Here is a 14,830-nt window from a genome sequence, read left to right on the forward strand (position 1 = left end):
ATTATATTAAAAATGAATTGATTGCGAGTTAAAAATTAAAATTTGTTGTTTTTTGTATTCATTTTTTTCTAACTTTATAGTCCTAAAATTTTTCAGATATGACTGTAAATCAAATACTAAACACAAAAGGGAAAAATGTTTATTCCGTGCTTTCGTCCACAACTGTTTATGAAGCATTGAAAGTAATGGGCGAAAAAAATATAGGTGCTATCCTGGTTATGGATGATTCTGAGTTAAAAGGTATATTGTCTGAAAGGGATTATGCCCGAAAAATTGTTTTAAAAGACAAATCTTCAAAAGAAACTTTTGTTCATGAAATCATGGAAAGTAATATTTTTACAGTAAAACTTTCAGATGATTTAGACGCATGCATGGAGCTCATGAGTACAAAAAGAATAAGACATTTACCGGTTTTAGAAGATGGCATTGTAGTGGGAATCATTTCGATTAGTGATGTTGTAAAAGCTATTATCGAAGTGCAAAAAGATACTATTAACCATCTAAATTCGTATATTTCACAATAATATATTTCACAAATAAATTTTTTAAGTATAGTCCAATCTTTTTTGGGCTATTTTTTTTGTCTTGTTTATAAATCTTTTTGGGAAAAGAATACATAAAAACATGACGTTTTAAACCAAGTCTTATATCTTTGTAAGTCAAAATAAAAGCGAAAACGAATGAATAAAGATACTAAAAGAAAAGAGGCATTATTGTATCACGCTGAGCCAACTCCAGGGAAAATCCAAGTAGTTCCAACTAAAAAATATGCGACGCAAAGAGATTTGTCTTTGGCATATTCGCCGGGTGTTGCAGAGCCATGTTTAGAAATTGCAAAAAACATAGATGATGTTTACAAATATACCGCCAAAGGAAATTTAGTTGCCGTAATATCTAACGGGACTGCTGTTTTGGGACTTGGTGATATTGGTCCGGAAGCCTCAAAACCAGTAATGGAAGGAAAAGGATTGTTGTTCAAAATTTTCTCTGATATTGATGTATTCGATATTGAAATAGGAACTAAAGATATTGAAGAGTTTATCCAGACAGTAAAAAATATTGCCCCAACTTTTGGAGGAATAAACCTCGAAGATATAAAAGCGCCTGAATCTTTTGAAATCGAAAGAAGACTGGTTGAAGAATTGGATATTCCGGTAATGCACGATGATCAGCATGGTACGGCTATTATTTCTTCGGCAGCATTAATCAATGCACTTGAGCTGGCTGGAAAAAAAGCAGAAGATGTAAAAATGGTTGTTTCCGGCGCAGGATCTGCTGCGATAGCTTGTACTGATTTATATGTTTTGTTGGGAGTAAAAGTTGAAAACATTTTAATGTTTAATAGTAAAGGACTTTTAACAAAAGATAATCCGTCATTATCAGAATTGCAATTAAAGTACGCTGTTGACGGTGCTAAAATTGATTTAGCAGAAGCTGTAAATGGTGCAGATGTTTTTATCGGATTATCTTCAGGAGATATTTTGTCGCCTGAAATGTTATTAACAATGAAAGAGAGTCCAATTGTTTTTGCAATGGCAAATCCAAATCCTGAAATCGATTATAATTTAGCCACTGAAACCCGTAAAGATGTTATTATGGCTACAGGGCGCTCAGATTTTCCTAATCAGGTAAACAACGTTTTAGGTTTTCCATATATTTTTAGAGGAGCACTGGATGTCAGAGCTACGAAAATCAACGAAGCCATGAAAATGGCTGCTGTAAAAGCGTTAGCAATATTAGCAAAAGAACCAGTTCCGGAACAGGTAAATGTGGCTTACGGAGCAACAAAATTAGGTTTCGGCAGAGACTATATCATTCCTAAACCATTTGACCCGAGATTGATTACTATAGTGGCACCAGCTGTTGCAAAAGCTGCAATGGAATCCGGAGTCGCCAAAAATCCTATTACAGACTGGGCTGCTTATGAAGATGTCCTTCGTGAGCGTATGGGAAATGATAATAAAATGGTTCGTTTGATGACGAATCGTGCTAAAATGGATCCTAAACGAATTGTTTTTGCTGAAGCAGATCAATTAAATGTATTAAAAGCAGCTCAAATAGTTTATGAAGACGGAATTGGTTTTCCAATTTTATTAGGAAATAAAGAAGTCATCTTAGAACTTAAATCAGAATTAGGTTTCGATGCTGATGTAGAGATTATTGATCCTAAAACTAATGCGGAAGAAGCAAGACGAAATAAATTTGCCAATTCATATTGGTTAACAAGAGAACGAAGAGGTGTTTCATTGCTTGATGCCCAGAAATTTATGCGTGAAAGAAATTATTTCGCTGCCATGATGGTCAATGAAGGAGAAGCAGATGCTTTAGTTACAGGTTATTCAAGAAGCTATCCAAGTGTTGTAAAACCAATGCTGCAATTGATTGATAAAGCACCAGGTGCTTCGCTTGTTGCGACAGCAAATATGATGTTGACTTCTCGCGGACCAATGTTTTTGTCTGATACGGCAATCAATATAAATCCATCTTCTGAAGATTTAGTTAATATTGCAATTATGACGGCAAAAACGGCAAAAATGTTTGGTGTTGAGCCGGTAATTGCAATGGTTTCTTTTTCAAATTTTGGTTCATCTGCCAGCCAAAGCGCTTCAAAAGTAAGAGATGCTGTTGCATATTTGCATAAAAATCATCCTGATATGATTGTTGATGGAGAAATCCAAGCTGACTTTGCTTTAAATTTAGAAATGCTTCAGGAAAAATTTCCTTTCTCTAAATTAGCAGGTAAAAAAGTAAATACCTTAATTTTTCCTAATCTGGAATCAGCGAATATTACTTATAAACTATTGAAAGAGTTGTATAAGGTAAATTCTATTGGTCCAATTATGTTAGGAATGGGCAAACCTGTTCATATATTTCAATTGGGAGCAAGTGTTGAGGAGATGGTAAATATGGCCGCAATTGCAGTTATTGATGCCCAGGAAAAGGAAATTAAAAAAAATAAACTGAATAAATAACAGATCACTAATAAAGTATCTGTTAAGATTGTCTTAATTTTATTATATTTGGCACCACAAATATTATTATGATAGCACATTTGCAAGGAAAATTAGTTGAGAAAAATCCAACAGAAGTTGTTATTGATTGTGGAGGAGTCGGATACCATATTAATATCTCTTTACACACTTTTTCACTAATTCCAAATACTGATTTTATAAAATTGTATACGCATCTTCTAATTAAAGAAGATGCGCATACTTTATATGGTTTTGCCGAAAAATCCGAAAGAGAAATATTTAGGATGTTATTGTCTGTTTCAGGTATCGGGGCTAATATTGCCCGAACAATGTTATCTTCAATTGAGCCAAAACAAATTATAAATGCGATTGCATCCGGCGATGTCGGAATTATTCAGTCTATTAAAGGAATCGGCAGCAAAACAGCTCAAAGAGTTATACTTGATCTAAAAGAAAAAGTATTAAAATTATATGATTTAGACGAAGTTTCTATTACTCAAAACAATACAAATCGAGATGAAGCGTTATCTGCTTTAGAAGTTTTAGGTTTTGTTAGAAAATCTTCTGAAAAAGTAATTGAAAAAATCGTAAAAGAAGATCCGGAAGCGACTGTAGAAACAATCATCAAAAAGGCTTTAAAAGCTTTGTAATTATATCTAAGATACTTGAATTGTATGCCTAAAATTTTACTTTTTTTACTGGTTTTACTTTGTGGTAACGTATTGCGTGCCCAAGTAGATCCGGCAATTCAGGATACAACCAAAACCGGGTTTTCTGTAGGTAAACTAGAACTGCAAAATCCGCCAAGTGTACTTTCTGCTTATAAATATGATCCTGTTACAGACCGTTATATTTATACAAGTTCTGTAGATGGTTTCTCTATTGATTATCCTATTGTCCTAACGCCTAAAGAATACGAAGATTTAATGCTGAAAGAATCCAGAAGGAATTATTTCAGACAAAAAATGAATGCCATTGACGGCAAAAAAGCGGGTAGTGAAGAAGCCAAAAAAGACTTACTGCCAAGATATTACATTAATTCAAGTCTTTTTGAATCTATTTTTGGAAGTAATACAATTGATGTAAAACCTACCGGTTCCGTTGAAATGGATTTGGGGTTACGATATAATAAACAAGATAATCCCTCATTTTCACCCAGAAACAGATCCAGCATGACTTTTGATTTTGATCAAAGAATCAGCATGAGTTTAATGGGTAAAGTGGGTACCAGATTAGAGGTAAATGCAAATTATGATACGCAGTCTACATTTGCTTTTCAGAATTTATTTAAACTTGCATACACTCCTACAGAAGATGATATTGTGCAAAAGGTGGAAGTGGGGAATGTAAGTATGCCTTTAAACAGTACTTTAATTCGTGGAGCACAGAGTCTATTTGGAGTTAAAGCACAACTGCAATTTGGAAAGACAACAGTTACAGGTGTTTTTTCCGAACAAAAATCACAAACAAAAAGTATCGTTGCCGAAGGCGGCGGAACTATTCAGAATTTTGATTTGTATGCACTGGATTATGATAACGACAGGCACTTCTTCTTATCACAATATTTTAGAAATAAATATGATGCTTCGTTAAGGAATTACCCTTTTATTGATAGCCGTGTGCAAATTACAAGACTAGAAGTCTGGGTTACCAACAAACAAAATCGAGTTAGTACAACAAGTAATAATTTAAGGAATATTATTGCACTTCAGGATTTGGGAGAGGCACAGATTACGGGTATTCCTGATGCAGAAGTTGTTGTTATTGATCCTTCAGCAGGATTTTTTAATGAACCTGTAGATTCTCCAACGGATAACAAAAACAACCAATACGATCCGGAATTAATTAATAAAGGAGGATATTTAAATTCTAATATTAGAGAAATTGTTAGTGCGAAAAGCGGCTTTACTCAAGGTAATGTAAACGAAGGGACAGATTATTCTATACTTGAAAATGCAAGAAAATTAACTACTAACGAATATACATTTAACCCTCAGTTAGGATATATTTCGCTGCAGCAACGTTTGGCCAATGATGAAATTTTGGCAGTATCGTATGAATATACTGTTGGCGGAGTAGTGTATCAGGTAGGGGAGTTTGGAAGTGATGGAGTAGATGCAACCGTTGTTACCGGAAGTGCTGCAAATAGTAACCAGGCGGTTATCACACAAAGCTTAATTTTGAAAATGCTTAAAAGCAGTTTAACGAATGTTAAAAACCCTGTTTGGAATTTGATGATGAAAAACATTTATCAAATACCCGGGGCTTATCAGGTTAAGCAGGATGATTTTAGATTTAATATTCTTTATACAGATCCTTCTCCAATAAATTATATTAAACCGGTAGTTCCATTCCCTTCTAATCCAACTCCAGATAATAAAGTTGAAGAGACACCCTTGTTAAAAGTCTTTAATTTAGATAAATTAAATTACAATAATGACCCGCAGGTTGGCGGAGATGGTTTTTTTGATTATTTGCAGGGAATCACTTTTGATGCTCAAAACGGACGAATTATTTTTACAAGAAAAGAACCTTTTGGAGAGCTTTTATTCGAAAAATTGCAGAACTCAGGTATCGAAAATTATAACGATCCTACTACCTATAATGATAATCAAAAGAAATATGTGTTTAGAAACATGTATAGAAACACACAATCGGGAGCTTTACAGGATAGCGATAAAAATAAATTTTTATTAAGAGGAAAATATAAATCTTCAGGAAGTGACGGAATCCCTATTGGGGCTTTTAACGTTCCACAGGGTTCTGTTGTAGTGACAGCAGGAGGAAGGGTTTTAGTTGAAGGAATTGACTATAGTGTCGATTATCAGTTAGGAAGGGTTCAGATTTTAGATGCATCCTTACAAGCTTCAAATACGCCTATAGAAGTTTCCTTGGAAAACAATTCGGTTTTCGGTCAACAGACCAGAAGGTTTATGGGATTCAATATTGAACATAAAATTTCGGATAAATTTGTAGTTGGTGGTACGTATTTAAAAATGACCGAAAAACCATTTACTCAAAAATCAAGTTATGGACAGGAATCTGTGAACAACACTATTTTTGGGTTTAACGGAAATTATTCGACTGAAGTTCCGTTTTTTACAAGATTGGTAAATAAACTGCCTAATATCGATACCGATGTGCCTTCTAATCTTTCGATACGCGGGGAAGTTGCGTTTTTAAGACCGGATGCTCCAAAAGCAAGTGATTTTGACGGAGAAGCCACTATTTATGTAGATGATTTTGAAGGGTCGCAATCTACGATAGATATGCGTTCAGCTTACGCCTGGAGTCTGGCATCAACACCATTTATTACTTCGGCAGGAGATCCTACTTTTAATGGACAATTTGAAGATTTAAAATACGGTTATAAAAGAGCAAAATTAGCATGGTACTCTATAGATCCTGTGTTTTATACCCAAAAGCCATCCGGAATATCAAATGATGATTTGTCCTTAAATACAACCAGAAGAATTTACAGCAAAGAATTATACCCAAATACAGATATTGCCCAAGGTCAATTGCAAGTTGTAAATACGCTGGATTTGAGCTATTATCCTTCTCAAAGGGGACAATATAATAATAATCCCAATTTTGGTTCAGAACCTGCAAATGGTAATTTTGGTGGAATTATGAGAGCCTTAAACTCAACTAATTTTGAGCAGAGTAATGTAGAATATATACAGTTTTGGGTATTGGATCCATATGTAGGAAATGGAGCAGCTCAGGCATCAAATACAGGTAAGATATATTTCAATTTAGGAGAAATTTCTGAAGATATTTTAAAAGACGGAAGAAAACAATATGAAAACGGTCTCGGACCTGATCAGATAATGGTTACGCCTCAGCCGATTTGGGGAGATGTTCCGGCTTCACAATCATTAATTTATGCTTTTGATAATAATGCAGGAAACAGAGGAAATCAGGACGTAGGATTAGATGGTTTGCCAAATGTAAAAGAAGCCACGGTTTATACCAATTATGCTTCAGAGTCAGATCCTGCCGCTGATGATTATAAATATTATTTGAATACTGAAGGTGGTGTTCAGGATCGTTATAAAAATTATAATGGCGTTGATGGCAACTCAGCTGTAGATATAAATGATGCCAACAGGGGATCAACAACTTTGCCGGATGTTGAAGATCTCAATCGTGATAATACTATGAATACCATTAATGCATATTATGAATACAGCATTGATATGAAACCAGATATGCAGGTTGGACAAAATTATATTACAGATGTCCGAGAAGTAAGTAATGTTGAATTGCCTAATGGAGGAACTACTACAGCCAGATGGATTCAATTTAAAATACCTGTTTCACAGCCACAAAACACTATAGGAAACATTTCTGATTTTAGGTCTATTCGATTTATGCGAATGTTTATGACCGGTTTTAATGATCAGGTTACAATGCGTTTTGGAGCTTTGGATTTAGTTAGGGGAGAATGGAGAAGATATGACGGTACCCTTGATGCAACTGATGTAACTCCTGATGATGACGGGACTGATTTTGACGTTCAGGCAGTAAATATTCAGGAAAATGGAACCAAATGTCCTGTAAATTATGTTATTCCTCCAGGTGTTCAAAGAGAGCAATTGTATAACAATAACACAGTAATTAATCAAAACGAACAATCATTGGCGTTACGTGCTTCAGGCAACGGATTAGAAATGCAGGATTCCAGAGCCGTTTTTAAAAACGTGAGCCTTGATATGCGTCAGTATAAAAAATTGAAAATGTTTCTGCATGCAGAATCATTAGAAGGTGAAGCAACGCTTGGAGAGAATGAAATGGTCGCTTTTATTCGTTTTGGAAATGATTTTACACAAAATTTTTATCAAGTCGAAATTCCATTGAAAGTAACTCAGCCGGCAGGATGCAAGATAAGTCCGGAATTGGTTTGGCCAGAGGAAAACGAAATGAATTTACTTCTCAGTTTGTTGACCAGAATGAAAATTAAAGCAATGAGCATCGATCCGACGACACTTCCGCTTGATGGAATTTATTATCCGGATAATGATCCTACAGTGGATGGAGGAGATGGTGATAATAAATTAACATTAGGGATTAAGGGTAATCCTAATTTTGGTTTGATTCGAAATTTAATGGTCGGTATTAAAAATGGCAATACCACTGATAAAAAAATAAAGGGTGAGGTCTGGTTTAATGAACTTCGTTTGGCTGATATGGAAAATAAAGGCGGTATGGCTGCCATATTAAGTATTGATACCAATATGGCTGATTTTGCTACAGTTTCGGCAACCGGACGAAAAAGCACTATTGGTTTTGGGGCCCTTGAAGAAGGAGCCAATGAAAGAGATCGTGAAGATATACAGCAATATAATATTGTTACAAATTTGAATTTAGGAAAATTACTGCCGCCTAAATTGGGAATCAACGTTCCTTTTAATTATGCTATCGGAGAAGAAATTATCACGCCTGAATATGATCCGTTTAATCAGGATATTAAACTGAAACAGTTGTTGGATGAAACAACCAATCAGGATGAAAAAGAGAATATAAGAAACAGGGCAATTGATTATACCAAGCGTAAAAGCATCAATTTTATTGGAGTTCGTAAAGACAGGGCACCTGAACAAAAAGCACATATTTATGATATTGAGAATTTTACATTTTCACAATCCTACAATCAGGTGCAGCGCCATGATTATGAGATTGAAGATTATGAAGATGAACAATCAAATTCATCAGCCAATTATGCTTTTACATTTCAGCCAAAAGAAGTAGTCCCTTTTAAGAAGACTAAATTCATGAAAAAAAGTGAATATTGGAAATTATTGAGTGACATTAATTTTAATTATTTGCCTTCTAATATTTCTTTTAATACCAATATTTTGAGACAAAGCAATCGTCAGCAATTTAGACAAATTGAAGATGTTCAGGGTATTGGTTTAGATCCTCTTTACAGAAGAAATTTTGCCTATAATTATCAATACGGATTTGGTTTTAATTTGACTAAGTCCTTAAAATTAAATTATACGGCTGCGTCTAATAATATTGTGAAAAATTATCTGAATGATGATAATACTCCTAAAGAAGATTTCAATATCTGGGATGATTATTTTGATGTAGGAATACCAAATCAACATTCACAACAATTGGTTTTGAATTATGATATTCCAATTAATAAATTGCCTGTTTTTAGCTTTATAAAGGCGAATTATTCTTATACGGCAGATTATAACTGGCAACGTTCATCAACTGCATTATCTGAGTATACAGAGGAAAATCCGGATGGAAGCACTACAACATATGATTTAGGTAACACAATTCAGAATGCCAGTTCAAATATATTAAGTACCACCTTTAACATGACCATGCTGTATAAGTATTTGGGATTGGTTCCGGGAGCAAAATCAGTGGCAAAACCAAAAGCGGCAGGTCCTCCAAAACCAGGTGAAAAAATAGTTAATACAAATAAAGGGGCTCCGGCCAGCAGACCATTTTATGATGGGTTGATAGGTGTTTTGACAAGCGTAAAAAATATTCAGGTAAATTATACTGAAAACAGCGGAACCGTTTTACCGGGATATACGCCAAGTATTGGTTTCCTGGGAACATCAAAACCATCGTTAGGATTTGTTTTTGGAAGCCAGGATGATGTGCGTTATGAATCTGCCAAAAATGGCTGGTTGACGACTTACGATAATTTTAATCAAAATTATACTCAGGTAAATAATAAGTTATTAAAGATTACAGCGAATATTGACTTGTTTCCTGATTTTAAGATTGATCTGAATATGGACAGATCTTATTCTGAAAATTCATCTGAACAGTATAGTGTTGTAAACGGTAATTATTCTTCTTTATCTCCTTATACTTACGGGATGTTTTCTATTTCAACGGTACTAATCAAAACCGCTTTCAAGACAAGTGATGAAAATCAATCCGCAGCTTTTGATGATTTTAGGGAAAATCGCTTAACTATTGCCAATCGTTTGGCAGAAGAGCATTATGGAGCAGTAATTCCAAGGTATGATGCTTCAGCCCTTCCTGTAGCAGATGATACTAAGCCTTTGGATGATTTAGCAAATCCTAATAATGCAGATAGAAAACGAATTATTTCAAATGATGGATATCCCGAAGGATACGGTAAAAGTAATCAGGCGGTCTTATTGCCGGCATTTTTGGCAGCTTACTCAGGAAAAGATGCATCAAGTGCTTCAACCGGTATTTTTAGAAGTTTTCCTATTCCGAACTGGAGTGTAAAATATAACGGTTTGATGCGTTACAAATATTTTAAAGACAGATTTAAACGTTTTTCATTACAGCATAATTATCGGGCTTCTTATACAATTAATCAATTTCGATCTAATTTTGATTATAACGAAAATCCGGATGGTCAGGATGTAAATAACAATTTTTTTAATAAAACAATCATGTCAAATGTCAATTTGGTAGAGCAGTTTAGTCCTTTGCTTCGGGTAGATTTTGAATTAAAAGGATCTTTAAGAGTGCTTACCGAAGTTAAAAAAGACAGAGCTTTATCGATGAGTTTTGATAATAATTTATTGACCGAAGTAAAAGGTATTGAATATGTTGTTGGTTTAGGATATCGTTTTAAAGATGTTATTTTCTCATCACGTTTAGCAGATAATCCAACCGGAATTATAAAAAGTGATATTAACATTAAAGCTGATTTCTCCTACAGGAATAATCAAACCCTGGTACGTTATTTAGATTATGATAACAACCAATTGGCTGCAGGACAAAATATCTGGTCAGTAAAGCTTACTGCTGATTATGCCTTTAGCAAAAATCTGACAGCTATTTTCTATTATGACCATTCATTTTCGAAAGCTGTAATTTCAACATCATTTCCATTAACTAATATTCGGTCCGGGTTTACAATCCGATATAATTTCGGAAATTAATTTTGAGAATCTAAACAGGATTTCATTAGAAGATTGTTACATTTGTGGCTTTAAAATTAAATTATCAATTTTCAAACATAGTATTATGAGCATACCAGCAAATTTAAAGTACACAAAAGATCACGAATGGGTTAGCATCGAAGGAGATGTTGCAACTGTAGGAATTACTCATTTTGCTCAAAAAGAGTTAGGAGATATTGTGTATGTTGAAGTAGAAACTTTGGATCAGAACCTTGAAAAAGATGAGGTGTTTGGAACTGTTGAGGCTGTGAAAACTGTTTCTGATTTGTTCTTGCCTTTAACAGGAGAAATTATTGCTTTTAATGATGCTTTAGAAAGTACTCCTGAAGCAGTAAATTCAGATCCATACGGAGCCGGATGGATGATTAAAATAAAAATTGCTAACGCTTCTGAAATCGATTCATTATTGACAGACGAAGAATATAAACAACTGATAGGTGCCTAAAAAACTTCTTTTATTGTGGGCGATAATCTGCTCTGGAGTCATTACCTATTTTTGTTTGACAGACTCCCGTAATATACCTGCAGTAAGTTTTCCGAGCATTGATAAAATAGTGCATTTTTGTTTTCATTTTGGATTTACAATTTCATGGATTTTGTTTTTCAAAAAAGAACTTAAAGGCAAAACAGCGGATGATTATAAAGCATATTTAGTTTCGTTTATTTTCTCTGTTTTTTTTGGAATAACAATCGAAATATTACAAAGTATTCTAACTAAAACCAGAACGGCAGATGTGACCGATATTCTAGCGAATACGATTGGAGCTACTGCTGCTGTTTTTACAGCAATTGCTTTTAAAAAGCAAATCGACAAAATATAACTCCCACTTCGGTGGGTTTTTTTATTGCCAAAAAATCACGCCTTAAAAAGTATGTTGTTTTCTGAATTTTAAATGTATTTTTGTTGCAATCCTTGTAATCTTAAAATCATGAATATTAAACAATATTTAGATTCGACTTACTTAAAAACTGCTTTTCAGGCCGGGCTTTCTGAAGCAGAAAATAATAGTGTTGTAAAAAATGCTATTATTGAAGCGATTACTGAAGGCTTTAAGCTCATTATGGTTCGCCCTGAATATGTCGCTACAGCTAAAGAGATGATTTTAAAAGCCAATTCTACATTACTTATTGGTACGGTTATAGATTTTCCGGAAGGTAAATCAGATATTGAAACGAAAATCCGGGAAGCAAAATTAGCGATAGAAAATGGTGCTGATGATCTGGATTTTGTTTGTAACTATGAAGCTTTTAAAAATGGCGATATTGTATTAGTTAAACAAGAGATTTTTAGAGCGACACAATTAGGACTGGCGAATAAAAAAACGGTCAAATGGATTATTGAAGTAGCTGCTCTGAACGAAAAAGAAATTATCCAGCTTTCATCTTTGATAAAAAATATCGTTATTTCGAATTTTAAAGAAGATGATTATGCTTCTGTTTTTGTGAAATCGTCAACAGGATTTTATGAAACTCAGAATAATTTACCAAATGGAGCGACAATTCCGGCTATTATTATGATGTTAGAAAATGCTTCACCTTTGCCGGTTAAAGCTGCGGGAGGAGTTAAGTCGTATCAGGAAGCAATAGAAATGATTCGTTTAGGAGTTAAACGTATCGGAACTTCATCGGCAAAAGCAATTGCAAATGGAGAAAATAGTACAACCCAATATTAATGAAAACCAAAATTATTTTGAATAAAAGTTTTTTAACTTTCGGTCTGGCATTGTCCTCACTATTTGTTTTTTCGCAGGAAACAAACACAACTTCTGTTAAGTCAGGTTTCATGGCTGAACAGTTTCCTGTTTTTTCTAATTGTGAAAACTTAGAATCAAAAAATCTGGAAAATTGTTTTTATAAAGGAGTTCAGGATTTTGTTTTTGAAAATTTTGAAATTCCTGAAAACCTGAAGCAGACAGATTATAAAGGCGAAGTCAAAGTTCTTTTTGAAGTTGATGTAAATGGAACGTTTAAAGTAATTTATGTAAGTGCGGCTAATGATGAGTTGTCTGCAGAAGCTAAACGTGTTTTTAATAAATTTCCAAATATAAAACCTTCTACTTATAATGGTGTGCCAACATATTCTAAATATACGATTTCAATAGAGTTGCCTTTAAAAAGTTCAGAGCAAATGGCTGCAGAAGCTTTGGCTGCTGCCGAAATTTTAAAACCACTAGAAAAACCAATGACTGAACTGGATAGTATTGTATATAAAAAGTACAACGGTCCGGAGTTTGACAGTCATTTAAATATTCCGTTTTCTCATAGTTATTATGCACAGTTTGATGGTGCTATGAATCAGGTTGGAAGTAATAATCATACTGCTTCAAAACCTTTTACATATGATGAGGTTTCAAGATATTATAATTTAAAAGCAGTAAATGAATCGCTTCAAAAAAATGTTTCGAGCTGGCTGGGAAGAAAATTCTGGAACGAAAATATTGTTCAGATTCAGGGTGAAGGTTATTGGTTGTCATTAAATCCTATTGTTGATTTGCAATTAGGAAAAGCTTCGGATCTTGATGCCTCATATACCTATGTAAACACACGTGCAATAAATTTTAGAGGTGGTTTAGGAAAGCAAATCAATTTTACGACAACTATTTTTGAAAGTCAGGGAAGATTTGCAGGATATTTTAATGATTATGCAGAAACCTTAAAACCTTCAGGGGGTAATCCGGCCATTATCCCGGGAATGGGAATTGCAAAGCCGTTTAAAACTGATTCATATGATTTTCCTTTAGCGGAAGCGAACATAACCTATACGCCAAGTAAGATTTTTAATTTTCAATTGGGCTATGGAAGAAATTTTATTGGTGACGGATATCGTTCTTTGTTAGAAAGCGATGGTGCAAGTCCTTACCCGTATTTTAAAATTAACACCACATTTTGGAAAATAAAATATACCAATACTTATATGTGGCTCAAAGATGTTCGTCCTGATGTAACGGCAGAGAAAACGTATGCTTCAAAATATATGGCGAACCATTATTTGAGCTGGAATGTTTCGAATAAGTTGAATTTAGGTTTTTTCGAATCAGTAGTCTGGACAGATACTAATAACAGGGGTTTTGATGTGAATTTTGTAAACCCAATTATCTTTTACCGTTCTGTTGAGTTTGCATCATCTTCTAAAAGCGGTAATGCTCTTTTAGGGATTACATCCAAATACAAATGGAATAATCAGGTTAATTTGTATGGTCAGTTGTTAATTGATGAATTTTCATTTGGAGATATAAAATCAGGAGATAATAGCTGGAAAAGTAAAATTGGCTACCAATTAGGAGCAAAATATTTCAATGCCTTCAAAATAAAAGACTTATTGCTGCAATTAGAATACAATCACGTAAGGCCTTACGTGTATTCCCATAGTAATATAATAACAAATTATGCTCATAATAATCAAAGTTTAGGGCATCAATGGGGAGGTAACTTTGAAGAACTTGTTGCTATTGGCCGTTATCATAAAGGGCGCTATTTTGCTGATGCAAAATTTACAATCGGGAAAAGAGGTTTTGATTTTGATACCGCAGAAGATGGTTATAATTATGGAGGAAATATTTATAAAGATTATGATGAAAATCGTCCGTATGATTCCGGGGTAAAAGTAGGTCAGGGTAATAAAACCAATATTTTTATTGCTGATGTTCAGGCGGGCTATTTGGTAAATCCTGCAACTAATTTAAAATTCTTTGCAAGTTTTATTTTTAGAAATTTTGATCCGACAAAAAATACCGATACTACTTTTAAGCAAAGTACAACCTGGTTTAATTTAGGATTTCGTGCAGATGTCTTTAACTGGTATTTTGATTACTAGGCTTTTTAATGCTATTTTTCGGAATAATTTAATCTGCTAAATAAAAAGCTTTGTATTTATTGATAATTCATTCAAAAAATCTAAAGGTATAGATCTGATTTCTATTATCTAATTTGTACATT

The 14,830-nt window shown here is 33.9% G+C and carries 8 protein-coding genes; all 8 read left to right on the forward strand.

Features of this window, described 5'->3' with window-relative positions; translation table 11 throughout:
• Positions 1–98 precede the first annotated feature (98 nt).
• The 8 genes from ACEN92_RS17755 (at position 99) to ACEN92_RS17790 (ending at position 14,708) form a co-directional block, all read left to right on the forward strand.
• Positions 99–524: a CBS domain-containing protein gene (locus ACEN92_RS17755; RefSeq protein ID WP_495639664.1), complete on the forward strand. Its 426-nt coding sequence runs from the start codon at positions 99–101 to the stop codon at positions 522–524.
• A gap of 156 nt (positions 525–680) precedes the next feature.
• Positions 681–2,972: an NADP-dependent malic enzyme gene (locus ACEN92_RS17760; RefSeq protein ID WP_495639665.1), complete on the forward strand. Its 2,292-nt coding sequence runs from the start codon at positions 681–683 to the stop codon at positions 2,970–2,972.
• A gap of 68 nt (positions 2,973–3,040) precedes the next feature.
• The gene (gene ruvA, locus ACEN92_RS17765; protein ID WP_495639666.1) at positions 3,041–3,622 is read left to right on the forward strand and encodes a Holliday junction branch migration protein RuvA; all 582 of its coding nucleotides are present in this window, start codon (positions 3,041–3,043) and stop codon (positions 3,620–3,622) included.
• 24 nt (positions 3,623–3,646) lie between these two features.
• Positions 3,647–10,873: a T9SS outer membrane translocon Sov/SprA gene (gene sov, locus ACEN92_RS17770; RefSeq protein ID WP_495639667.1), complete on the forward strand. Its 7,227-nt coding sequence runs from the start codon at positions 3,647–3,649 to the stop codon at positions 10,871–10,873.
• Between the two features lie 85 nt (positions 10,874–10,958).
• Positions 10,959–11,339: a glycine cleavage system protein GcvH gene (gcvH, locus tag ACEN92_RS17775; RefSeq protein ID WP_495639668.1), complete on the forward strand. Its 381-nt coding sequence runs from the start codon at positions 10,959–10,961 to the stop codon at positions 11,337–11,339.
• On the forward strand, positions 11,332–11,715 hold the full coding sequence (locus tag ACEN92_RS17780; protein WP_495639669.1) for a VanZ family protein: 384 nt from the start codon (positions 11,332–11,334) through the stop codon (positions 11,713–11,715). Before gcvH ends, ACEN92_RS17780 begins: the two co-directional genes overlap by 8 nt.
• A gap of 108 nt (positions 11,716–11,823) precedes the next feature.
• Complete coding sequence (gene deoC, locus ACEN92_RS17785; RefSeq protein ID WP_495639670.1) at positions 11,824–12,567, forward strand: deoxyribose-phosphate aldolase; 744 nt, start codon at positions 11,824–11,826, stop codon at positions 12,565–12,567.
• Positions 12,567–14,708, forward strand: coding sequence for an energy transducer TonB (locus ACEN92_RS17790; protein ID WP_495639671.1), 2,142 nt, complete (start codon positions 12,567–12,569; stop codon positions 14,706–14,708). Before deoC ends, ACEN92_RS17790 begins: the two co-directional genes overlap by 1 nt.
• Positions 14,709–14,830 lie beyond the last annotated feature (122 nt).

The sequence above is a fragment of the Flavobacterium sp. Flavsp81 genome, from assembly GCF_059491325.1.

Excerpts from the sequence above, each read along its gene's own strand:
- ACEN92_RS17755 (WP_495639664.1), top strand. The coding sequence starts at position 99 with ATGACTGTAAATCAAATACTAAACACAAAAGGGAAAAATGTTTATTCC.
- ACEN92_RS17760 (WP_495639665.1), top strand. The coding sequence starts at position 681 with ATGAATAAAGATACTAAAAGAAAAGAGGCATTATTGTATCACGCTGAG.
- ruvA (WP_495639666.1), top strand. The coding sequence starts at position 3,041 with ATGATAGCACATTTGCAAGGAAAATTAGTTGAGAAAAATCCAACAGAA.
- sov (WP_495639667.1), top strand. The coding sequence starts at position 3,647 with ATGCCTAAAATTTTACTTTTTTTACTGGTTTTACTTTGTGGTAACGTA.
- gcvH (WP_495639668.1), top strand. The coding sequence starts at position 10,959 with ATGAGCATACCAGCAAATTTAAAGTACACAAAAGATCACGAATGGGTT.
- deoC (WP_495639670.1), top strand. The coding sequence starts at position 11,824 with ATGAATATTAAACAATATTTAGATTCGACTTACTTAAAAACTGCTTTT.
- ACEN92_RS17790 (WP_495639671.1), top strand. The coding sequence starts at position 12,567 with ATGAAAACCAAAATTATTTTGAATAAAAGTTTTTTAACTTTCGGTCTG.